General features: G+C 68.7%; 22 protein-coding genes. 8 read left to right on the top strand and 14 right to left on the bottom strand.

Features of this window, described 5'->3' with window-relative positions; genetic code table 11:
* The 10 genes from K2F54_RS01715 to K2F54_RS01670 form a co-directional block, all read right to left on the bottom strand.
* A complete protein-coding gene (locus K2F54_RS01715) occupies positions 1-945 on the bottom strand; it encodes an NAD(P)/FAD-dependent oxidoreductase (protein WP_220604093.1) in 945 nt (314 codons plus the stop codon).
* Positions 938-1267, bottom strand: coding sequence for a ferredoxin (gene fdxA, locus K2F54_RS01710; protein ID WP_220604092.1), 330 nt, complete (start codon positions 1265-1267; stop codon positions 938-940). The genes K2F54_RS01715 and fdxA overlap by 8 nt, the downstream gene beginning before the upstream one ends.
* Entirely contained in the window at positions 1264-2670 is a 1407-nt protein-coding gene (locus K2F54_RS01705) for an FAD-dependent oxidoreductase (RefSeq protein ID WP_220604091.1), read from the bottom strand. The genes fdxA and K2F54_RS01705 overlap by 4 nt, the downstream gene beginning before the upstream one ends.
* Before the next feature lie 73 nt (positions 2671-2743).
* Positions 2744-3685: an ABC transporter permease gene (locus K2F54_RS01700; RefSeq protein ID WP_220604090.1), complete on the bottom strand. Its 942-nt coding sequence runs from the start codon at positions 3683-3685 to the stop codon at positions 2744-2746.
* Positions 3675-4421, bottom strand: a complete 747-nt coding sequence (locus K2F54_RS01695; protein WP_220604089.1) for an ABC transporter ATP-binding protein — start codon at positions 4419-4421, stop codon at positions 3675-3677. Before K2F54_RS01695 ends, K2F54_RS01700 begins: the two co-directional genes overlap by 11 nt.
* A 2-nt stretch (positions 4422-4423) precedes the next feature.
* The gene (locus K2F54_RS01690; RefSeq protein WP_374107243.1) at positions 4424-5482 is read right to left on the bottom strand and encodes an ABC transporter substrate-binding protein; all 1059 of its coding nucleotides are present in this window, start codon (positions 5480-5482) and stop codon (positions 4424-4426) included.
* On the bottom strand, positions 5479-6801 hold the full coding sequence (locus tag K2F54_RS01685; RefSeq protein ID WP_220604088.1) for a sulfate adenylyltransferase subunit 1: 1323 nt from the start codon (positions 6799-6801) through the stop codon (positions 5479-5481). The genes K2F54_RS01690 and K2F54_RS01685 overlap by 4 nt, the downstream gene beginning before the upstream one ends.
* A complete protein-coding gene (cysD, locus tag K2F54_RS01680) occupies positions 6801-7760 on the bottom strand; it encodes a sulfate adenylyltransferase subunit CysD (RefSeq protein WP_220604087.1) in 960 nt (319 codons plus the stop codon). Before cysD ends, K2F54_RS01685 begins: the two co-directional genes overlap by 1 nt.
* Positions 7742-8479, bottom strand: coding sequence for a phosphoadenylyl-sulfate reductase (locus tag K2F54_RS01675; protein WP_220604086.1), 738 nt, complete (start codon positions 8477-8479; stop codon positions 7742-7744). The genes cysD and K2F54_RS01675 overlap by 19 nt, the downstream gene beginning before the upstream one ends.
* Positions 8476-10185 (bottom strand): nitrite/sulfite reductase, encoded by a 1710-nt coding sequence (locus K2F54_RS01670; RefSeq protein ID WP_308287447.1) that lies wholly within the window; start codon positions 10183-10185, stop codon positions 8476-8478. The genes K2F54_RS01675 and K2F54_RS01670 overlap by 4 nt, the downstream gene beginning before the upstream one ends.
* Positions 10186-10427: 242 nt before the next feature.
* On the opposite strand from K2F54_RS01670, the gene ftsY reads away from it, so the two are divergent.
* Positions 10428-11303, top strand: coding sequence for a signal recognition particle-docking protein FtsY (gene ftsY, locus K2F54_RS01665; protein WP_220604084.1), 876 nt, complete (start codon positions 10428-10430; stop codon positions 11301-11303).
* A gap of 8 nt (positions 11304-11311) precedes the next feature.
* Positions 11312-11818, top strand: coding sequence for a DUF2004 domain-containing protein (locus tag K2F54_RS01660; RefSeq protein WP_220604083.1), 507 nt, complete (start codon positions 11312-11314; stop codon positions 11816-11818).
* Between the two features lie 71 nt (positions 11819-11889).
* On the opposite strand, the gene K2F54_RS01655 is transcribed toward K2F54_RS01660, so the two are convergent.
* Positions 11890-13404, bottom strand: a complete 1515-nt coding sequence (locus tag K2F54_RS01655; protein ID WP_255576550.1) for an MFS transporter — start codon at positions 13402-13404, stop codon at positions 11890-11892.
* Between the two features lie 48 nt (positions 13405-13452).
* Here K2F54_RS01655 and K2F54_RS01650 point away from each other — a divergent pair, with 48 nt between their 5' ends.
* The gene (locus K2F54_RS01650; protein ID WP_220604081.1) at positions 13453-14097 is read left to right on the top strand and encodes a TetR family transcriptional regulator; all 645 of its coding nucleotides are present in this window, start codon (positions 13453-13455) and stop codon (positions 14095-14097) included.
* Here the strand turns inward: K2F54_RS01650 and K2F54_RS01645 are convergent.
* Positions 14087-14398, bottom strand: coding sequence for a putative quinol monooxygenase (locus K2F54_RS01645; RefSeq protein WP_220604080.1), 312 nt, complete (start codon positions 14396-14398; stop codon positions 14087-14089). The genes K2F54_RS01650 and K2F54_RS01645 overlap by 11 nt on opposite strands.
* A gap of 102 nt (positions 14399-14500) precedes the next feature.
* Between K2F54_RS01645 and ffh the strand changes: the two genes are divergently transcribed.
* A complete protein-coding gene (gene ffh / locus K2F54_RS01640) occupies positions 14501-16069 on the top strand; it encodes a signal recognition particle protein (RefSeq protein WP_220604079.1) in 1569 nt (522 codons plus the stop codon).
* A gap of 51 nt (positions 16070-16120) precedes the next feature.
* Entirely contained in the window at positions 16121-16927 is an 807-nt protein-coding gene (locus K2F54_RS01635; RefSeq protein WP_220604078.1) for an LLM class F420-dependent oxidoreductase, read from the top strand.
* 13 nt (positions 16928-16940) lie between these two features.
* Here K2F54_RS01635 and K2F54_RS01630 read toward each other — a convergent pair whose 3' ends face one another.
* Positions 16941-18527: an HNH endonuclease signature motif containing protein gene (locus K2F54_RS01630; RefSeq protein ID WP_220604077.1), complete on the bottom strand. Its 1587-nt coding sequence runs from the start codon at positions 18525-18527 to the stop codon at positions 16941-16943.
* A gap of 124 nt (positions 18528-18651) precedes the next feature.
* Positions 18652-19794, bottom strand: a complete 1143-nt coding sequence (locus tag K2F54_RS01625) for a glutamate--cysteine ligase (protein ID WP_220604155.1) — start codon at positions 19792-19794, stop codon at positions 18652-18654.
* Positions 19795-20114: 320 nt separating this feature from the next.
* On the opposite strand from K2F54_RS01625, the gene rpsP reads away from it, so the two are divergent.
* The 3 genes from rpsP to rimM are packed head-to-tail and all read left to right on the top strand — an operon-like array spanning position 20115 to position 21430.
* Positions 20115-20531 (top strand): 30S ribosomal protein S16, encoded by a 417-nt coding sequence (gene rpsP, locus K2F54_RS01620; RefSeq protein WP_220604076.1) that lies wholly within the window; start codon positions 20115-20117, stop codon positions 20529-20531.
* Positions 20532-20533: 2 nt separating this feature from the next.
* On the top strand, positions 20534-20770 hold the full coding sequence (locus tag K2F54_RS01615) for an RNA-binding protein (RefSeq protein ID WP_088456475.1): 237 nt from the start codon (positions 20534-20536) through the stop codon (positions 20768-20770).
* A gap of 21 nt (positions 20771-20791) precedes the next feature.
* Positions 20792-21430 carry a ribosome maturation factor RimM gene (rimM, locus tag K2F54_RS01610; RefSeq protein WP_220604075.1) on the top strand — a complete coding sequence of 213 codons (639 nt, stop codon included), beginning with the start codon at positions 20792-20794 and terminating at the stop codon, positions 21428-21430.
* Positions 21431-21507: the final 77 nt, after the last annotated feature.

Raw genomic sequence — 21507 nt, 5'->3', positions numbered from 1 at the left:
TCAGTGCGCGGTGGTCACCCCGAGGAGATCATGGGTGATGACCGCCGCAGTGCGAGCCCCGGCCCCGGCCGCCACGATCAGCTGTTGCGGACCCGGCGCCGCGACGTCACCCGCTGCATACAGCCCCGGCACGCTCGTGCGACCGTCGCGGTCGGTGAGCAGATGCCCGAAGGCGTCGTCGGCGACGGAGAGCGGCGACAGGAACTCGATAGTGGGGTGCCAGAACGGCCGGACGAACCCGCCGGTGACGGGGACACGATCGCCGCCGTCGACGTGGACCGCGACGAGTCGTCCCCTGTCGCCCTCCAGCTCGGTGATGGTCCGCCGTTCAACGGTGATGCCACGCTCTCGCAGCGCCAACGCTTCCGGCGCGGTCACGGCGGCAGAGCCGTTGGTGAAGACCGTCAGGGTACTGGTCCACTGCGCCACGAGCAGGGCGCGGGCATAGAGGTCATCCGTCTCGCCGATCAGGGCCAGCGGCTGATCATTCAGCTCGTAGCCGTCACAGGCCACACAGCTGAACAGGCTCATTCCGTAGAAGCCACGGATGCCGGGCACGGCCGGCAGCGTCTCGCGCAGACCGGTGGCGACCAGCACGGTTCGGCTGTGCACCACTCGGTCGGCGGCCGGGGTGGTCCCGGCGACAGTGACAGTGAACGGATGTGTGCCGTCCGACGTCGTCGGAATCGCCGGTCGGGAGACCGATCGCACCGCGCTCCTCCGCCAGAAGTCCACCCCGGGGTAGCCGGCCACCTCCTCGCGGGCGAGCCGGCGCAACTCGTTCGGCGGCACTCCGTCCCTGGTGATGAATCCGTGCGAGATCAGGGTGGCCGCGTGCCGGGGACGGTCGCTGTCGATGACGAGCACGCTCAGGCGGGCCCTGGCCAGGTTGAGCGCGGCGGACAGCCCGGCCGGCCCTCCGCCGATCACGACACAGTCAACCACCGGGAGTTCCCTGGGGCGGCAGCGTCTCGATGAGCGGATGGTCGAAGGACAGCACCCCGGTCTTCGCGGCGCCGCCCGGCGACCCGAGGTCGACGAAGAAGTCCACGTTGGCCCGGTAGTAGTCGGCCCAGGCTTCCGGCAGGTCGTCCTCGTAGTAGATGGCCTCCACCGGGCAGACCGGTTCGCAGGCTCCGCAGTCGACGCACTCGTCGGGGTGGATGTAGAGCGATCTGTCGCCCTCGTAGATGCAGTCGACCGGGCACTCGTCGACGCAGGCACGATCCTTCACGTCCACGCAGGGCAGCGCGATCACATAGGTCACGAGGGCACCAGCGTCTGCTCGGCGGCGATCGTCACCTGCTCGTCGCGGGGCACCACCTTCACCCGTTCCCTGGACGTGGCGGACGGGTCGTTCTCGCCGAGCGCACGTTCGTGGGCGTCCAGCGCCAGCCAGCCAGACCAGGTGGTGTAACGGATGCCGCGCTCGCCGAGCAGGCGCAGGATGGCGTCCTCGGCCGGATCGACCGGGTCTGGCAGCAGGGCGAGGTCGTCGACCAGGTGGGTGATCGTCTCCAGGGCGTCGCCCTTGGTGTGGCCGATCAGCCCCACCGGTCCGCGCTTGATCCAGCCCGTGGCGTAGAGCCCGGGCAGGGGCGTGCCGGTCGCGTCCACGACGCGGCCCTCGACGCTGGTGATGACGCCGCGCGCCTCGTCGAAGGGTACGTCTGGCAGGGCGCTGCCGCGGTAGCCGACGGCGCGGTAGACGGCCTGCAGCGGGTAGTCGATGATCTCGCCGGTGCCGCGTACGCCGCCGTCGCCGGTGGGCGCGGTGCGTTCGAAGCGCATCCCCTCGACCCGGTCGGTGCCGTAGACCTCGACGGGGCTGTGCAGGAAGTGCAGGTGCAGCCGCCTGGACGCTCCGGTGGGCTCACGGGTGAGCCAGCCGTTGAGGGTGCGGCTCATCACCTTGACCTGGTTGGTGGACGCGGCCAGGCGGGCCTCGGAGTCAGCGTCCCTGGGGAAGTCCTCCTCGTAGACGACCACGTCGACGTCGGGGATGTCGCCGAGTTCGCGCAGCTCGATGGGGGTGAACTTCACCTCGCCGGGGCCGCGCCGGCCGAACACGTGCACGTCGGTGACCGGCGAGCCGGCCAGGCCGGCGTGCACGTTGGCCGGGATGTCGGTGCTGAGCAGATCGGCTGGGTGCTTGGCCAGCATCCGCGCGACGTCCAGGGCGACATTGCCATTGCCGATCACCGCGATGTCAGTGGCGTCCAGTGGCCAGTCGCGGGGCACATCCGGGTGCCCGTCGAACCAGGAGACGAAGTCGGCCGCACCATAGGAGCCGTGCAGGCCGATGCCGGGGATCTGCAGGTCGGCGTCGCGGATCGCCCCGGTGGCGAAGATGACCGCGTGATAGTGCCGGCGCAGGTCGGCGAGGTCGAGGTCGGTGCCGTAGCCCACGTTGCCGAGGAACCGGATGGTGCCGGCATCGAGCATCTCGTGCAGGGAATTGACGATGCCCTTGATCCGGGGGTGGTCGGGAGCCACACCGTAGCGGATCAGGCCGTACGGGGCCGGCAGAGAGTCGAAGAGATCGATGCCGACCTCACCGCCGGCCGCGCGGACGGCGGTGCTGAGGATGTTGCCGGCGTAGATGCCGGCGGGGCCGGCGCCGATGATGGCGACGCGCAGTGGCTGGGGCGCGGAGGGCGTCCGGGTCATGAGTGGGCCTTTCGGGGAGTGGACGAGGTCTGAACGGTGCGGGGAGCGTGACGGCGTGACCGGAGGTGAGCGCTCACCGGTGCGCTCCGGGGGAGAGGCCGCGGCGGCGCAGGAGCCGGCGCTCGAGCGGTGCGAACGCGCTGAGCTCCACCAGGATGCCCACAGCGAGGATCACCAGGATCGTGGCGAGCACCGCGGAGAGGTCGGCCAGGTCTCGGCTCTGCTGCAGCATCGAGCCCAGACCGAAGCCGATCGAGCCGCCCATGGCGATGATCTCCGCGGCCATCAGGGACCGCCAGGCGAACGCCCAGCCCTGTTTGAGGCCGGAGAGATAGCCGGGCAGGGCCGCCGGTAGCACCACCAGGGTGGCCAGCTGGCTGCGAGAGGCACCGAGGACGGTGCCGACCTTGCGCAGCTGCGGGGGTACCTGGTCGATGCCGGAGACCAGCCCGTTCGCGATCGACGGGACGGCGCCCATCAGCACGACGAAGAAGACGGTGGCGTCGGTGAAACCGAACCAGATGATCGCCGCGGGCACCCAGGCGACCGATGGCAGCACCTGCAGGCCGGAGAGCAACGGTCCGAGGGCGCGGCGCAGCAGCCGCCACTCGGCCAACAGCAGCCCCAGCGGGGTGCCGATGGCCACGGCGATGAGAAAACCGGCTCCGCCGCGGCCGAGACTGGTGAGAACGGCCTGCTGCAGCCGGCCGTCGTTCCACAGCTCGATGAGCGACGCCGCCACATCGACCGGCCCAGGCGCCAGATCGGGGCGGGGCTGGGCGATGACGGTGTAGAACTGCCAGGCAACCACCAGGGCCGCGAGGAGCAGGACCGGCGGCAGCACCCCGCCCAGGGCGCGCCGCCAGGGTCCCTTCTCGGTCAGCGGAACGGTCTGGAGCGCGTCCAGGCCCGATTCCAGGCGGCGGAGTTCGTCGTGCCCCGGTCCGTCGTGGCCGGCGCCGGCGGCGGGGGAGTTGGCGGTGGGGGAGTTGAGGAGGCGGGTGTCATGCGGCATTGCGGCGGATCTCCTCTCGCAGCTGGTCGGTGATTTCGATGGCCAGGCGGGACACCTCAGGCGATTCGATCCGCCGGGGCCCGGTGTCGTCGATGCGCCATTCGTTGGCGATGCGTCCGGGCCTGGACGACATCAGCACCACACGCTGGCCGAGCCTGGCGGCCTCACGCACGTTGTGGGTGACGAAGATGATGGTGCGGCCGGTCTGGCGCCAGACCCGCTCGAGCTCGTCGTGCAGCAGGTCGCGGGTGATGGCATCGAGCGCCGCGAACGGTTCGTCCATCAACAGCACCTTGCGGTCCTGGGCGAGGGCCCTGGCCAGCGCCACCCGTTGGCGCATCCCGCCGGAGAGTTCGTGCGGCCGCTTGTGGGCGGCATCGGCCAGGTTGACCAGGTCGAGCAGCTCCAGCGCCTGGGCGCGACGGGCGGAACGCGGCACTCCCCGCAGCTTGAGGGCGAGTTCGACGTTCCGACCTGCGGTCAGCCACGGGAACAGCGCCGACTCCTGGAACATGACCGCGGCGTTTCCACTGGCCACGGTGACGGTGCCCGTGCTGGGGTGCTCGAGACCGGCGATGATGTTGAGCAGGGTGGACTTGCCGCAGCCGGAGGCGCCGAGCAGGCACACGAACTCGCCGGCGGCGACGGTGAGGTTGATGTCGTCGAGCACCACAGGGCCGGCCGGGCCGAAACGTTTGCCCAGACCCTGGACCTGGATTGCGGGGAGGGGGTGCATGATCACTCCCTTCCGAGTCCGGCGTCCTGGGCGGCGCCAACACCAGCCGACGAGCGCACCCGGTTGAGCGGTCCCAGGTCGAACAGGCCGGTCAGGCTCCCCGCCTTGGTGGTGCCGGCGTCGACACCGTCCTGAAGCAGAACCGGGAAGGTGGCGGCGAGCGGGTCGGTGGTGAAGGTCACGCCGGCGAGGGCGCGCTCGAGAACCGCATCGGGCAGCGGCGTGCCGGTATCGGCGACGAGGATGCGATTGATCGCGGCGGCCGCCTGGTCGGGGTTGTCGTCCAGCCAGTCGACGGATGCCGTGTGACCGGCGACCAGCGCGGCCACGGTGTCGGGGTGCGCAGCCAGGAAGTCACTGCTGACCGCGAGAACCGTCGTGGGGAAGGCGCCGTCCGGCCAGAGTGACGCCTCGTCGACGAGCACCTGCGCGCCGGCCTCGAGCACGAACCGGGAGACCCAGGGCTCCGGCAACCAGGCGCCGTCGATGGCACCGCTCGCGAACAACGCGTACGCCTGCGCGTTATCGGTCGGGACGATGTCCACGTCGCCGTCGCCCGTCGTGCTGGTGGCGTAGCCCTGGTCGTCGAGCCAGGAGCGCAGCGCCACGTCCTGGGTGTTGCCGAGCTGAGGGGTGGCGATGGTCGTGCCGGCGAGGTCGCTCGCGTCGGTGATCCCGGGGCGGACGACGAGGGCGGCTCCACCGGTGGCGGCGCCGGCAACGATCCGCACCGACCGGCCTGCGCTCTGCACGAAGCTGTTCACGACGGGATTGGGACCCAGGTAGGCCGCGTCGATGGCCCCGGCGCTCAGCGCCTCGATGGCGGCGGGTCCTGCGCCGAGAACCTGCGCGGACAGGGTGGTGTCGCCGAGGGCATCCTGGAGCAACCCCTGGTCCAGCCCGACGAGGGCGGGCGCGTGGGTGACGGTGTCGAAGTAGCCCAGACGGAGCTCGGCGGCCGGCCCCGCCTGCTGGGCTGCACTGCCGGTGGCGGCGCAGCCAGACAACAGCGCCGGGGCGAGGAGGAGCGCCGCCAGGCGCCGGCCGGCCCGCCCGGTCACGATTCGGGCCCGGCCGCCGTGACGATGCCTGCTGCCAGCGTCGCGCCGTCCTGCGGCTGGATCACCAGGAACGCACCGGCACGGCGGTTCGCCGCGTAGGTCTCCGCGGGGAGGGCGGCGGCCAGCCGGATGGTGACCTGGCCGATGTCGTTGATCTCCAGCGACTGGGCTTCTTCGAGATCCAGGGTGTCCAGGTTGAGCCGACCGGAGATGCTGCCAACGATGGCCTGCACGGTGTGCGTGCCGAACTTGACCAGCACCCGGGCGCCGGGCCGCAGCGGGCGCGGGTCGAGCCAGAACAGGTCGGCATCCAGTTCCTTCACCAGCTGGGGCATGGTGCCGGCCGTGCCGATGACGGCGCCGCGGGCGATGTCGAGGTCATCGCGCAGCCGCAGGGCGACCGATTGCGGTGCCACGGCCTGGTCGAGCGAGGCTCCGGCGAAGTCGATGCCGGTCACGACGGTGCTGCCGCCGCCGGGGGCAACCGTGACGGTGTCGCCCACCCGCACGGTGCCAGAGGCGACCTGGCCGGCGTACGCCCGGTAGTCCCGGTACGCGTCGGCGTCCGTCGGTGCGACGGCGACGGCGCCCTGGGGCCGCAGCACCAGCTGCACCGGCAGTCTGAAGGACTCCACGGCCGTGGCGACCGCGTCGACGGCCGGCAGGGTCTCCAGCAGCTCGAGCAGGCTGGGGCCGTCGTACCAGGGGGTGTTCGGTGACCTGTCGACGACGTTGTCGCCGACCAGGGCCGAGACGGGAATGATGTGCACGGCGTCCAGCCCCAGCTCACCGGTGACCCGGCGCACGGCGGCGGCGACCGCCGCGAACGCGGCCTCGTCGTAGTCCTGCAGGTCGATCTTGTTCACCGCGATGACGATGTGGGGCACCCGCAGCAGCTTGACGACGGAGAGGTGCCTCCTGGTCTGTTCGAGCACGCCCTTGCGCGCGTCGATGAGCATGATGACGGCATCCGCGGTGGTGGCGCCGGTGACCATGTTGCGGGTGTACTGAACGTGGCCGGGGCAGTCGGCCAGGATGAACGAGCGCGTGTCGGTGGCGAAGTAGCGGTAGGCGACGTCGATCGTGATGCCCTGCTCACGTTCGGCTCGCAGCCCGTCGGTGAGCAGCGCGAAGTCGATGCCACCGGCCGCGCCGCCGAAGCCGCGCTCGGTGGAGGTGCGGGTGACGGTGTCGAGCTGGTCGGCGAGGATCGCCTTCGAGTCGTGCAGCAGCCGGCCGACCAGGGTGGATTTGCCGTCGTCGACGGAACCGGCCGTCGCGAACCGGAACAGGGTGCTGTCGGAGAGCGTCTGACGCATTAGAAATACCCGTCCTTCTTGCGATCTTCCATGGCCGCTTCGGAGATGCGGTCGTCGGCGCGGGTCGCGCCTCGTTCGGTGATGGTGCTCACGGCGATCTCGCGCACGACGGCAGCCACGGATGCGGCGTCGGAGTCGACCGCGCCGGTGCAGCTCATGTCGCCCACCGTGCGGTACCGCACGGTGCGCGTGGTCACGGTCTCTCCGGCCAGCGGCGCGCTGACCGCGCCCACGGCGCGCCACATGCCGTCACGGCGGTAGACCTCCCGCTCGTGCGCGTAGTACAGCGGGGGAAGGGCGATGCCCTCGCGTTCGATGTAGCGCCAGACGTTGAGCTCGGTCCAGTTGCTGATCGGGAACGCCCGCACGTGCTGGCCCACGGTGTGCCGACCGTTGTACAGATTCCACAGCTCCGGGCGCTGGTTGCGGGGGTCCCACTGGCCGAACTCGTCGCGGAGGGAGAGGATGCGCTCCTTGGCGCGGGCCTTGTCCTCGTCGCGGCGAGCGCCGCCGAAGACCGCGTCGTGGCGACCGGCGGCGATCGCGTCGAGCAACGGCAGTGTCTGCAGGGGGTTGCGGGTGCCGTCGGCACGTTCGGCGAGGCGGCCGTCGTCGATGTAGTCCTGCACGCGGGCCACCTTCAGACGAAGGCCCAGCCGGGCCACGGTCTCGTCGCGGAACGCGAGGACCTCGGGGAAGTTGTGTCCGGTGTCCACGTGCAGCAGCGGGAACGGCACCTTGCCCGGCCAGAACGCCTTCGCGGCCAGGTGCAGCACCACCACGGAGTCTTTGCCGCCGGAGAACAGCAGCACGGGTCGTTCGAACTCGGCGACCACCTCACGGATGATGTGGATGGCCTCGCTCTCCAGTGCATCGAGCTGGGTCAGCTGGGCGCCGCGGGTGGGCGTGGGGCGGGTCAGGGTCGGGGCCGGGGAGGTGTTCACAGGTGGAGTCCGCATTCTGTTTTCGCCAGGCTGGCCCAGCGTCCGGATCGGGGGTCGTCGCCGGCGGCGACGGGTTTTGTGCACGGCGCGCAGCCGATGGAGGGGTAGCCCTGGCCCATCAGCGGGTTGACCGGCACGTTGTGCCGGCCGGCGTAGTCGAGGATGTCCTCGAAGCTCCAGGCGGCGAGCGGATTGACCTTGACGAGACCGTTGCGTTCGTCCCAGACGATCAGGGGCGTGTTCGCCCTGGTGGGTGCCTCGTCGCGGCGTACACCGGTGAACCAGACCTCGTAGCCGCCGAGAACTCGGTGCAAGGGGTCCACCTTGCGTAGAGCGCAGCACAGGTTCGGGTCCCTGGCGAACAGCTCGGCGCCGTGCGCGGTGTCCTGCTCGGCCACCGTGCGCTCCGGCAGCACATCCACGATGCGCACGGGCAGCAACCTGGCCACGTCGTTGCGGGTGTCGTGGGTCTCACTGAAGTGGTAGCCGGTGTCGAGGAAGAGCACGTCGACGCCGGGCAGCTGCCTCGACACGGCGTGGGGGAGAACGGCGTCGGCCATGGAGCAGGCGACCGCTGCGGCAGCCGTGCTGAAGGTACGGGCCACCCAGGCGATGACCTCGTCTGCGGATGCCTCGCCCAGCTCGGCCGCGCCGGCCTCGGCCAGCGCGCGCAACGCGTCGGGGGAGCGGCGGGTGCCGATGTTGGTGTTGGTGTTGGTGTCGGTGTCACTCATTGCAGTGCCTCCTCGTCGGCGCGGTGGGCCCAGACGGCGAAGGTCTCCGTCTCGAGCCTGTCGGCCAGGAAGCGCAGCACGATGCGCTCCACGTAGTCGGCGAGATCGTCCGCGGACACCTTGAGGCCGCGCACGGTGCGGCCCAGGCCCGCCTCGTCCCGGCCGACGGAGGCCAGGCCGCCGCCGAGGTGTACCTGGAAGCCGGGGACCTGGCCGCCGTTGCCGTCGGCCAGGAGCTGGCCCTTGAGCCCGATGTCGGCGGTCTGGATGCGGGCGCAGGAGTTCGGGCAGCCGTTCACGTGCAGGCTGATCGGTTGCGGCACGTCGATGCCGGCCAGGCGCCTCTCCAGCTCGAGCACGGCATCCGTCGCCGTCTGCTTGGTCTCGACGATGGCGAGCTTGCAGAACTCGATGCCGGTGCAGGCGATGGTGGAGCGACGGAACAGGCTGGGGCGGGCGGCCAGGCCGAGCGCGTCGAGAGCCTCGATGAGCGGTTCGACGTTGTCTTCGCTGATGTCCAGCAGCACCAGCTTCTGGTGCGGCGTGGTGCGGAGCCGGCCGGAGCCGTGCTTCTCGAGCAGGTCGGCGAGGCCCGTGAGGGTGCGGCCGGAGACCCGACCGACGAAGGGGGTGACACCGATGTAGAACCGGCCGTCGACCTGCTTGTGCACGCCGATGTGGTCACCCTGCTGGGTCGGCGTCGGGGCGGGCGGGCCGTCCGGCAGCGCCTCGTGCAGGTATTCGTCCTCGAGCACGCGGCGGAACTTCTCCGGTCCCCAGTCCGCGAGCAGGAACTTCAACCTGGCCTTGTTGCGCAGCCGACGGTAGCCGTAGTCGCGGAAGATGGAGGCGACGCCGAGCCAGACATCGGCGACTTTCTCGGGGGCGACGAAGGCGCCCAGGCGCTCGCCGAGTCGCGGGTTGGCGGAGAGGCCGCCGCCGACCCAGAGGTCGTAGCCGAGGCCGAGCTCCGGATGGCGCAGGGCGACGAAGCCGACGTCATTGATCTCGTGCACGACATCCTGGCTCGGGTGCCCGGTGAGGGCGGTCTTGAATTTGCGGGGCAGATTCGCGAGTTCGGGAACCCCGATGTAGCGCGAGGTGATCTCCGCGATCGTGTCCGTCGGGTCGAGCAGTTCGTCGACGGCGATTCCGGCGACGGGGGAGCCGAGCACGACGCGGGGCACGTCACCGCAGGCTTCGGTGGTCTGCAGTCCGACGGCCTCGAGGCGGCGCCAGATCTCGGGCACGTCCTCGACCCGGATCCAGTGCAGCTGAATGTTCTGCCGGTCGGTGAGGTCGGCGGTGTCCCGGCCGAATTCCTCGGAGATCTCCCCGATGACCCGCAGCTGGTGCGTGCTGAGCTGGCCGCCGTCGATGCGCACCCGCAGCATGAAGTACTTGTCTTCGAGCTCGTGCGGCTCGAGGGTGGCGGTCTTACCGCCGTCGATCCCGGGCTTTCGCTGGGTGTACAGGCCCCACCAGCGGAACCGGCCGTGCAGGTCGGTGGCCTCGATCGAGTCGAACCCGTCACGGGAGTAGATCTTCTCGATGCGCTCGCGCACGTTGAGGCCGTTGTCCTCCTGCTTCCAGGCTTCGTTCCCGTTCAGGGGTGCGGTCCCGTCGACTTTCCACTGGCCGTTGGGCCTGGCGGCGGCGCGGGCGGGGCGAACGGCTCGGTCCGTTTCGGTCTGACTCGATGGCACGGTGCGGTCCTCCTCGGTGTGCGCGGGCCGCAGGGGGCAGTCCGGGCGGCATGGAGAGAATTTATCCAGGCGTTCCAGCCCGCACCGGGCCACGGTGTCACACCCGGTCACCCTCCGTAGCGCGGCGTCACGAAGGCCTCTTCGGCGACGGCGGCGGCTATGCTTGCGCGCCGGCGGCCCCATCCGTGCGGCCCGGCGGCCTGCCGAAGGCGGTGGGACCGGGCGAGCCATAGGCTAGGGGCATGGCAGAACGCACCCCGTGGTCCCTCTCCGGCGCATTGCGCGGAGTGTTCGCGAAGAAGACGATCGACGCAGATACCTGGGATGACCTCGAGGACTCGCTCATCACGGCCGACTTCGGCCCCGACATCACCGACGCCATCGTCACCGAGTTGCGGGCCAAGGTGGCCAGGTACAGCACCACCGACCCCAAGGACCTGCACCGGATGCTCCGTGAGGGCATCGAGGAACGACTGTCGAAGCTGGACTCCACCCTGAACCTCAGCGCGCGGCCGGCCGTGGTGCTTGTCGTCGGCGTCAACGGCGTCGGCAAGACCACCACCATCGGCAAGTTCGCCAAGTTCCTGCGCGTCTACGACCGCAGTGTGCTCATCGGCGCGGCCGACACCTTCCGGGCCGCCGCCGTGGAACAGCTCGCCACCTGGGCCGAGCGCGCCGGCGCCGAAATCGTCAGGCCGCAGGCGCAGGGCCAGGATCCGGCATCCGTCGCCTTTCAAACCGTCGAGCGTGCCATCAACACCGGCACCGAGATCGTGATCATCGACACCGCCGGCCGGCTGCAGACCAAGGGCGGGCTGATGGATGAGCTCACCAAGATCCGTCGGGTGGTCGAGAAGCAGACCCCGATCGCCGAGGTGCTCCTCGTGCTCGACGCCACCACCGGCCAGAACGGGCTCGCCCAGGCGGAGGCGTTCATCGAGCACGCCGGTGTCACCGGTCTGGTGCTGACCAAGCTGGACGGGTCCGCCAAGGGCGGTTTCGTCCTGGCCGTTCAGGAGAAGACCGGCATCCCCATCAAACTCGTCGGGCAGGGTGAGGGCATCAACGACCTCACCGGTTTCACCCCGCACGTCTTCGCACAAAAACTCGTCGGATAGGACGTCCCATGACCATCGAACACGATTTCTTCGGAATTCTCGGCAGCGACGACGACAGCGGTGAGGTCTACTGGTCCGACACCGTGGAACTGGGGGACCAGAACGTCGAGATCGACGTGAGCTCGCCCGACGAGGACTCGGTCTCGGTCGAGGCCCTCGATATCGTCGCTGCCATGATCAACGGCCTGGAAGACCTGGACTCGCAGGCCAGGGAGTCGCTCGTGGCCGACCTGAGCGCCGAGGTCTCCGTCACCAGCCAGTTCATCGTCGCGCAGTTCGACGAGCTCGACCCCGAGGTGCTCGAGGACGCCCTGATCTGGGACTCGGGAGACAAGCAGATCGACTACCTGCGCTCCATCCAGCTGCAGCGCATCGGCTTCCACCCGCACCACATCGGCAATGACCAGCACTTCGCGGTGCTCGACTACTCGATCAGCCCGCACGAGACGGATGCCCTGCTCGTGGTGACCCTCGATGTGCACGGCGACACCATTGTGATCGCCGCCGACAGCTAGCATCCGCTGGTATCCACGACGAAGAAGGCCCCCGGTGCAAACCGGGGGCCTTCTGGTTGGGCGGGGACGACTCAGCCCAGGTGCACGGCCGAATCGGTGCCGAGCAGGTCTTCCGGCCGCGGGCGCACCATGAAGAACGCCACAGGGGCGGCCACGAACACGCCGACGGCGGCCCAGAAGAAGGCGGCCTGGTAGCCGTCCACAAAAGCCTGCAGCTGCGCGACGGGCGTGCCGTCGCCGCCGGTGAGGGAGGCCGCAACAGCGGAGGTGTAGAGCACGGTGAACACCGCGGAGCCGATCGAGCCGCCGATCTGCTGCACGGCGGTGACGGCGGCACTGGCCGCACCGGCGTCATGCGCGTCGATGCCGGACAGGGCCACGTTCTGCAGCGGTACGAAGATCATCGCCAGTCCGGCACCCATCAGAATGAGGCCGGGCAGAACCTCGGCGACATAGCTGCCGTCCACGGTGATGCGGGAAAGGAAGAACAGCCCGGCCGCCACGACGACGGGCCCGACGGTCATCGGCAGGCGCACGCCGGTGCGGGGCAGGAACTTGGACAGCACAGCGGCGCCGACCATGATCGTCGCGGTCATCGGCAGGGAGGCCAGACCGGATTCGAGCGGGGAGAAGCCGAGCACGATCTGCAGGTGGAAGGTGAGGAAGAGCAGCCCTCCCAGCAGCGCGGCACCGGTGAGCAGGCCGGTGATGAACGCGCCGCCGCGGACCTTGTTCGCCAGAATGCGCATCGGCAGCAGCGGGTGGTTGGAGCGGCTCTCAACGAGCACGAACAGGGCGAGGAGCACGACGCCCAGTGGGATGAAGACGAGCACCTGCCAGGCGTCCCAGCCGTTCTCCGCCTGCGCGAAGCCGAAGACCAGCGATCCGAGACCGAGGGCGACGAGAATCGCCCCAGGCACGTCGTACCGGGTGTTGCCGTGTGCCTTGCTCTCCCTGATGATCGGGATGGCGGCGGCGATCGCCACGATCGCGATCGGTACGTTCACGAGCAGGCACCAGCGCCAGCTGGCGTACTCGGTGAGCACGCCACCGAGCACGAGGCCCACGGCGGCGCCACCGCCGGCGATCGCACCGTAGACCGAGAAGGCCTTGATGCGGTCCTTGCCGCCGGGGAAGTTCACGGTGAGCAGCGCCAGCGAGGCGGGGGCCAACAGTGCGGCGAACAGGCCCTGCAGGCCACGCGCGGCCAGGAGCTCCCAGGTGCTCTGCGCCATGCCGCCGAGGGTGGATGCGACGGCGAAGCCGGCCATTCCCACGATGAAGGAGCGCTTACGACCCCAGTAGTCGGCGATGCGGCCGCCGAGCAGGAGCAGGGCGCCGAAGACCAGCGCGTACAGGGTGACCACCCAGGTGCGGTCACCGTCGCTCATGCCGAGATCGGTCTGGGCATGCGGAAGGGCGATGTTGACGATGGTGCCGTCGAGCACGACGGTGAGCTGGGCCAGGGCGACGATGGCCAGCAGCCACCAGCGACGCGGGTTGTGCACAAGGGTTTCTGCGGACGGGATTTTCGAAGGTGACGGGGTGGAAACCGGCGTGGCACCGGTCGGGCTCGATTGTGACATGCCGAGAACTATACCAAACGAACTAGTTCGTTTTGCTACCATGGGGGCATGACAGACGAGGATTCACCCACGGGAGCGCTGCAGCACGCGATCGAGCCCACGCGTCAGCGCATCCTCGAGGCCGCCAGGACCGAGTTCGCCGCCCACGGCCTGGCCGGGGCGCGCATCGACCGGATCGCGCGCTCGGCATCCGCCAGCAAGGAACGGCTCTACGCCTACTACCGCAAGAAGGAAGAACTCTTCAGCGCGGTGCTCGAGCTCAACCTGGCAGAGTTCGCCCACGCCGTTTCGACCGGCCGTGCCGACCTCGCCGAGTACGCCGGTGCCCTCTACGACCACTCGGTCGCGCACCCGGAGCACCTGCGCATCATCGACTGGGCCAGGTTGGAGGGGCAGGAGGCGACCGATCCGCCCAACCCCCTGGTCGAGGAGTTCCACGCCGAGCAGGTCAGGAGGGTGGTCGCCCTGCAGGAGGCCGGCAGTGTCGACGGCACGTGGGATCCCGAGCACCTCAGCGCGCTGGTCTTCGGGGTGGTGTCGTGCTGGATCCACGAGCCGGCATCGGCGTTCTTCACGCAGCCTGCGTCCGACAACACGGTGATCGCCGCTCGGCGAGCCAGTGTCGTGCAGGCGGTGCGGCGCCTGATCACGCCGGCCGGCAGCTCGGGGAGCCCGGTCGGGCCTACTGAATAGTTCCCTTGTTCGTGTCGCCGAGTGGAACATTCTCGAGCACGCTCACGTCGCTGGCACCGGCCACGTGGTCGGCGAGTAGAGCGTTGAGGTCGGTGATGGCCGCACCCGCGGCGTGCGCGGCGAGGTCCGCCTCGCTGGTCCAGCGTTCGATCATGATCACCTGGTCGGCGTCGTGGTGCAGGGCGTAGAGCTCGCAGCCAGCCTCGTCGTGCACCTTCGGTGAGACCGTGGCGAAGGCATCCACGACATTCTGGATGTGCCCGTCCAGCGGGGTGAGGACGGCGACGACGACAACTGACATGGATTCTCCCGTGTTCGAATGGAGCACCAACCGTACGCCGGTTGGGACCAAAACCATTCGGTGAGCCCGACGCGTGCGCGAGCCGGTTAAACTAAGAGCACTATGGCCACTTTTGGAAACCTCTCAGATCGCCTCGCCGAGACGTTTAAAAATCTCCGCACCAAGGGCAAGCTCAGCGCCGCGGATGTCGACGGTACCGTCCGCGAGATCCGCCGCGCCCTCCTCGACGCCGACGTTGCGCTCGAAGTGGTCAAGGACTTCACCGGCAAGGTGCGCGAACGCGCCCTGGGCGATGAGGTCAGCAAGGCGCTGAACCCGGCCCAGCAGGTCGTGCAGATTGTCAACGAGGAGCTCATCCAGATCCTCGGTGGCCAGCAGCGCCGCCTCGAATTCGCCAAGAAGCCGCCGACCATCATCATGCTGGCCGGCCTGCAGGGCGCCGGTAAGACCACCCTGGCCGGCAAGCTGGCCAAGTGGCTCGCGAAGGATGGCCACACGCCCATCCTCGTCGCCGCCGACCTGCAGCGGCCCAACGCCGTCACCCAGCTCGAGGTCGTCGGCTCCCAGGCGGGCGTGCCGGTATACGCGCCAGAGCCCGGCAACGGTATCGGCAACCCCGTCAAGGTGGCCCGTGACGGGGTCAAGTACGCCCAGCAGAAGCTGCACGACGTGGTCATCGTCGACACGGCCGGCCGCCTCGGTGTCGATGCAGACATGATGAAGCAGGCCGCGGACATCCGTAAGGCCATCGATCCCGATGAGGTGCTCTTCGTCATCGACGCCATGATCGGACAGGACGCCGTGGCGACGGCCCGCGCGTTCCAGGACGGCGTCGACTTCACCGGTGTCGTGCTGTCCAAGCTCGACGGTGACGCCCGCGGTGGTGCGGCCCTGTCGGTGGCGTCCATCACCGGCCGGCCGATCATGTTCGCCTCCACGGGAGAGGGCCTGGACGACTTCGAGCCGTTCCACCCCGACCGTATGGCCAGCCGCATCCTCGACCTCGGTGACATCCTCACGCTGATCGAGCAGGCGCAGGGTGCGTTCGACGAAGACGAAGCCCGAAAGATCGCGGAGAAGTTCTCCACCGACACCTTCACGCTCGACGACTTCCTCGGCCAGATGCAGCAGCTGCGCAACATGGGCTCGATTAAGAAGATGATGGGCATGCTGCCCGGCGCCGGCGCCATGAAGCAGCAGCTGGAGAACTTCGACGAGCGCGAGATCGTGCGCACCGAAGCAATCATCCAGTCGATGACCAAGGCGGAGCGGGTCACCCCCAAGTTGCTCAACGGGTCACGTCGCCTGCGCATCGCCCGCGGCTCCGGTTCGACCGTGACCGAGGTGAACCAGCTCGTGCAGCGCTTCGAACAGGCCGCGAAGATGATGAAGACCGTGGCCAAGGGCGGCATGCCCAACATCCCCGGCATGGGCCCGATGCCCGGCGGCATGGGCGGCAAGCGCCCCCAGGTGCAGCAGAAGAAGAAGGGCTCGAAGTCGGGCAATCCGGCCAAGCGGGCAGCGGAGAACGCGGCGCTCGCCTCCGGCGAGAAGGCCGGCGGTGCCGCAGCCGGCGGCGGTTCGGGCTTCGGCCTCGGCGGCGGCAAGGGCGCAGCGGCAGGACCCTCCGAGGAGGAGATGGCTGCCCTGCAGAAGATGCTGGGCCGGTAGTCTCTCGGCTCCTGTGCACGTGAGCGGGGCGGCCGGGTTTAGGATTCTGCAATGACTTCTCCCCAGCCCCGCTCCGTGCGCCTCGGTGTGCAGATCGCCCCTCAGCACGCCGAGTACACCTCCATCCGCAACACCGTCGCGGCCGTTGAGGCCCTGGGTGTGGACATCGCCTTCAACTGGGACCACTTCTTCCCGCTCTCCGGCGACCCGGAAGGACTGCACTTCGAGTCCTGGACGCTCCTCGCCGCGTGGGCGGAGCAGACCAGCATGATCGAGATGGGCGCCCTGGTGAACTGCAACAGCTACCGCAACGCCGATCTGCAGGCGGATATGGCCCGCACGATCGACCACATCAGTGGTGGGCGGTTCATCTTCGGCACCGGCTCGGGCTGGTTCGAGCGCGACTATGACGAATACGGCTACGACTTCGGTACCGCCGGCACCCGGCTGGATGCCCTCGCGGCCGACCTGCCCCGCATCGAGGCTCGCTGGGCGAAACTGAACCCCGCACCCGTCCGGGACATCCCCGTGCTCATCGGCGGCGCAGGCGAGAAGAAGACCCTGCGGATCGTGGCGCAGCACGCCGACATCTGGCACTCCTTCTCCACCCCGGACGTGCTCACGCACAAGCTCGGGGTGCTGGGCAGCTGGTGCGAGACCGTGGGCCGGGACATCGCGGAGATCGAGATCTCCACCGAGTTGCGCGGCAAGACCACTGACGAGGCCGACGAACTCTACGAGCTGGGCACCACCCTGTTCACCCTGGGTATCTCCGGTCCCGCATACGACCTGGCGCCCGTCGAGGACTGGATCGCCTGGCGCGACAGCAAGAACACCCCGCGCGCACTCGCGTCCTGACTGCGGCCTACAGTTAGAACGGCGGGTTCTCGGGTACCGGCGGTGACGGGCGGCGTGTCGGCTGGTGTTCGGGCATCAGGTAGCTCACCGCGGCGGGTCGCCTGCGTTTCTTGGGCGTCACCACCGGTGGTCTGGGTCGGGGTGGTGCGACCGGGTTGGCCGGGTCGGTGCGGTAGCTGCGCTTGCCCGGCGAGGTCCACAGCAGCACCCCACCGGGTTCCTGAACGACCTGCCACTGGGAGAGGTGTTTGAGCCGGTGGTGGGCTTCGCAGAGGTGTGCGAGGTTGTCGCAGTCGGTTGTTCCGCCGTTGGCCCAGTCGTCGGTGTGATCGACATCGGATTTCACCGCGGGCCGGTTGCAACCGGGGAACCGGCAGGTTTCATCGCGCATCCGCAACCATTTCTTCATGGCCTTGGTGTTCTTGTACTGGGTCTTACCCAGCGAGAGCACGACGCCGGTCTCCGGGTGGGTGAGCAGCCGGGTGAAGCTCGGCGCTTGCGCGGCGATCTCCCGGGCGGTCTCGGGCGAGATCGGCCCGTACCCCTCAAGGGTGGCCGGTTCATCGCTCTGGCCGAGCAGCGTGAGTACCGGCACGGTGATCATCACCGTGCCGCGGATGCCGGCACCGAGGCCGTCGGGGGTGACACCGTCCAGCAGCAGGGCCCGGGTGATGTCCGCCCGGAGCTGAGCGAGGCCGCGCTTGCGCTGCTGCTCGGCTTCGGCCCGCTCAGCCGCCGACCCCGTCCCCTCGCCCATTCCCGCGCCGGTGTCGCCGCGCTGCTGCAGGGTCTTAGCAGTGCTGTCGATGCGATCGAACGCGGATTTGGTGTCGTGCACGGTGCCGTACCAGTGCAACCAGCCCATCCCATCGGCGGCCGGTTCCCACCGGGTGTGCCGGTCGGCGAGAGCATTCGTCGTGCGGGTCACGATCGACTCCGGGTGCTGTCTCTCCCGCAGCCGGTGGGCCCGGTTGGTGAACCGGCCCACCGGCAGGGTTTTCGCGTGCGGCAGCAGAGCTTCCTCGAACGCGGCCTGGTGCTCCTCGGGCAGGGTGCGCATCTGATCGATCAGGGCCTTGGCGTGCGGGTAACTGATCTCCCCGGCCGAGAGCGCTTCGAACGTGGCCGTCGTCGAGTAGAGCCAGAGCGACTCGTCCAGCAGACGTTCCACGGTGCGTTCGGATAACCGCAGCAGGCACGCCGTCTCGCTCACGATCGTGCGCCGGGCGACCTCCCGGTCCTCCCACCGGCCGAACTCGACCGCGCGCGCCTGACACGCGCTGAGCGTCGCTGCGTTCCGGTCGGCCAGGTGACTGGCTTCCAGGCTGCCCTGCAGACGGGACGCCACCTGCGGCTCCTCACTCCAGAGCTGCAGCTCGACCAGCCGCTCGGCCTGCCGGGCCTGCGCTTGGGCGATGGCACGATGCTCGGCCGCGATCAACTCGGTGCGCCGCACCAACTCCGTGCGCACCCAGTCGGGACCGGCCCGATCGGGCTCGGCCGGATGGTCAGGGGCGGGGGTGGATCCGGGTGGGGCGGGTTCCGGAGAGTAGTCGTCATCATCCGGAACTGGCGGTGGTGCCTGGTCTGGGCTACTCATGCTGAGATCATCTCAGCTACCACCGACATTGACGCCCGCTCGCAACGCACCGGGCCGCGCACATCCGTGCACCGGGCGAACACGCGGGAATTCGGCGGCAGAATCGCAGTTCGCGAAGGTGCAGCTAGGCAGGCGGGATGAGGCCCTCACGAAGCTCGCGAGCCAGGGAAGCGACGACCGGCGGGAGCGCACCGTCGTGCAGGGCGGCCACGGCCAGCTGACGCTGGTAACTGGCACCCTGATCGAGGATCAGGTTGAGCTGGTGCAGCTCGGCCAGGCAGCCCAGGCGCTCGGCCGTGGGGGAGAGCAGCTCCACCAGGCGTCGCACCTCGTCGGTCACCATCCGCTCGGTGCCGGTGGAGTTCACGATGATCTCGGCCGACAACCCGTAGCGGGCCGCGCGCCACTTGTTCTCGCGCACGAACCACGGCTGCATCGTGGGCACCTGGCGGCCCTCATCGATCTCGGTCGACATCCACTCGACCAGGCACTGGATGAGCGCGGCGATCGCCCCGAGTTCTTCCACGGTCGACACGCCGTCGCAGGCGCGCACCTCGATGGTGCCCCAGCGCGGCGACGGGCGGATGTCCCAGCGCACCTCGGTGGCGTCCTCGATGATTCCGGTCACGGTGAGGTCGTTAACGTAGGCCTCCCAGCCCGCCCAGTCGTCCAGGCGCCACGGCAGGCCCGCGGTCGGCAGCTGCTGGAACATCTGCGCCCGGTTGGAGGCGTACCCGGTGTTGACGCCGGCCCAGAAGGGGCTCGACGCGCTCAGGGCCTGCAGGTGCGGCACGAAACTGAGCAGGCCGTTGAGGATCGGGATGACCTTGTCGCGGTCCTCGATGCCCACGTGCACGTGGATGCCCCAGATCATCATGTTGCGGCCCCACCACTGGGTGCGGTCGATGAGCTTGTGGTAGCGCTCCTTGTCGGTCACCGTCTGGTCGAACCACTGACCGAACGGATGCGAGCCGCTGCAGATCGGCTCGACGCCGCGCGGCTCGGTGATGGCACGTACCTCGGCGACCTGACCGGCGACGTCGGCCACGGCGCCGGCGACGGTGTGGTGCACACCGGAGACGAGTTCGACCGTGTTGAGCAGGAGTTCCCCGGTGATGTGCGGGTGCGGCGAACCGTCCGGGCCGCGCAGGGCGTCAAGAACCTCGTCGGCGATCGACACGAGGTCGCCGGTTTCGCGGTCGACCAGGGCGAGTTCCCACTCCACGCCGATCGTCGAACGCTCGGAGCGAGCGAACTCGATTGCCACGGTTTCGGTTGCCACTGGTGTGCCCTTCACCCTTCTCTGCCCCCGATCGGGGTCAACTGGCCCAATCCTGACAGCTAAACCACCCGAATCTCGACTGCCGCGCGACGGCCGATGACCCCGGATGACCGGCCGGGGATGTTTTCTGCCCATCTCGGGCTTCGATTATCACAAAGTGGTCGATGTCTGACACAATGATTAGTCGAGTTCCGTTGCGCCCGACCCTCTAATCCGGCGTAACACGAACCTTATTGAGCTTGTGCCGAGTGTGCCCCCACGCTCACGGCTGTCAGTTCGCCAAACATCTAAATCACAGGAGAATTGTGGCTGTCAAAATCCGTCTGAAGCGCATGGGCAAGATTCGTGCGCCGTACTACCGCATCGTTGTCGCCGACTCGCGCACCAAGCGCGATGGTCGTGTCATCGAAGAGATCGGCATCTACCACCCCACGCAGGAGCCCTCCGTCATCGAGGTCAAGTCCGAGCGTGCCCAGTACTGGCTCTCCGTCGGCGCACAGCCGACCGAGCAGGTTGCGGCACTCCTCAAGCTGACCGGCGACTGGGGCATCTTCAAGGGCGACAAGAACGCCGTCTCCACCGTCAAGATCAAGGAGCCCAAGGCTGCCTTCGTCGCCGACGAGAAGAAGAAGCCGGTCCTGAAGCCCAAGGCTGACAAGCCCGCGGAGAAGGCCCCCGCCGACGACGTTGCCGCCGAGGCAACCGAAGAGGACAAGGCGTAATTTTGCTCGCTCCCGCGCTTGAGCACCTCGTCAAGGGAATCGTTGATCACCCGGACGATGTGCACGTTGTAGCCCAGAACTCACCCCGTGGTGAGGTGCTCGAGGTTCGTGTGAACCCCGAGGACCTCGGCCGGGTGATCGGCCGCGCCGGTCGCACCGCCAAGGCGCTGCGCACTCTCGTGGCCGCACTGGCCGACGGCAAGCGCGTGCGGGTCGACGTTGTCGACACGGACAACTGAGCGGGTAGTGACTAGCCCCTTATGAGTTCCGACAGCACGACCCCGGCCACCCAACTGCGGGTGGGGCGCCTCACGAAGGCCCATGGCCTCAAAGGCGCCATCAAGCTGGAGCTGTTCACGGACGACCCGGGACGTCGATTCGTCCCGGGCGCCGTGTTCACCCTTCAGGTACCGACCAGCTCACCCTGGCACGGCAAGACCATCGAACTCGTCGAGCTGCGTTGGTACAACCAGCACCCCGTCGGGTTCTTCAAGGACGTTCCCGACCGCGAGGCCGCTGAAGCCCTGGCCAAGGCCATTCTGTGGATCGACCAGGACTCCGCCGAGCAGACGGATGAAGAAGACGCCTGGTACGACCACCAGCTGGTGGGTCTCGCCGTCGTGCGCGACGGAGTGCAGATCGGCACGCTGACGCGCCTCGAGCACCTGCCCGCCCAAGACCTTCTGATCGTGAAGACCGCCACCGGCGAGGTGATGATTCCCTTCGTCAAGGCGATCGTGCCCTCGGTCGACATCGCGGCCGGCGTCATCACCATCACCCCTCCTCCCGGACTGCTCGAAGAGCTGCCGGACGAGCCGGACACCGCTGACGCGGCCCCGGCCCCCGAGACTCCACCAGAACCGGCAGCGACGCCGACTCCGACCGAGCAGGACGTCTAACCGCCCCGCTCCAGTTCACGGGGAGAGGCGCGCCGCGCCACACCTACTTCACGTTCGTATAGTTCGCGGCCGTTGAA

It is taken from the genome of Cryobacterium inferilacus (assembly GCF_019599185.1).
In the GTDB taxonomy this organism is placed as follows: domain Bacteria; phylum Actinomycetota; class Actinomycetes; order Actinomycetales; family Microbacteriaceae; genus Cryobacterium; species Cryobacterium inferilacus.
This window is presented reverse-complemented; position numbering and strand designations above follow the sequence as displayed.

Coding starts and splice junctions, on each gene's coding strand:
- ffh (WP_220604079.1), top strand. CDS start 14,501: ATGGCCACTTTTGGAAACCTCTCAGATCGCCTCGCCGAGACGTTTAAA.
- K2F54_RS01650 (WP_220604081.1), top strand. CDS start 13,453: ATGACAGACGAGGATTCACCCACGGGAGCGCTGCAGCACGCGATCGAG.
- K2F54_RS01630 (WP_220604077.1), bottom strand. CDS start 18,527: ATGAGTAGCCCAGACCAGGCACCACCGCCAGTTCCGGATGATGACGAC.
- rimM (WP_220604075.1), top strand. CDS start 20,792: ATGAGTTCCGACAGCACGACCCCGGCCACCCAACTGCGGGTGGGGCGC.
- K2F54_RS01695 (WP_220604089.1), bottom strand. CDS start 4,421: ATGCACCCCCTCCCCGCAATCCAGGTCCAGGGTCTGGGCAAACGTTTC.
- K2F54_RS01645 (WP_220604080.1), bottom strand. CDS start 14,398: ATGTCAGTTGTCGTCGTCGCCGTCCTCACCCCGCTGGACGGGCACATC.
- K2F54_RS01685 (WP_220604088.1), bottom strand. CDS start 6,801: ATGCGTCAGACGCTCTCCGACAGCACCCTGTTCCGGTTCGCGACGGCC.
- K2F54_RS01660 (WP_220604083.1), top strand. CDS start 11,312: ATGACCATCGAACACGATTTCTTCGGAATTCTCGGCAGCGACGACGAC.
- ftsY (WP_220604084.1), top strand. CDS start 10,428: ATGGCAGAACGCACCCCGTGGTCCCTCTCCGGCGCATTGCGCGGAGTG.
- cysD (WP_220604087.1), bottom strand. CDS start 7,760: ATGCGGACTCCACCTGTGAACACCTCCCCGGCCCCGACCCTGACCCGC.
- K2F54_RS01705 (WP_220604091.1), bottom strand. CDS start 2,670: ATGACCCGGACGCCCTCCGCGCCCCAGCCACTGCGCGTCGCCATCATC.
- K2F54_RS01700 (WP_220604090.1), bottom strand. CDS start 3,685: ATGCCGCATGACACCCGCCTCCTCAACTCCCCCACCGCCAACTCCCCC.
- K2F54_RS01655 (WP_255576550.1), bottom strand. CDS start 13,404: ATGTCACAATCGAGCCCGACCGGTGCCACGCCGGTTTCCACCCCGTCA.
- K2F54_RS01635 (WP_220604078.1), top strand. CDS start 16,121: ATGACTTCTCCCCAGCCCCGCTCCGTGCGCCTCGGTGTGCAGATCGCC.
- K2F54_RS01675 (WP_220604086.1), bottom strand. CDS start 8,479: ATGAGTGACACCGACACCAACACCAACACCAACATCGGCACCCGCCGC.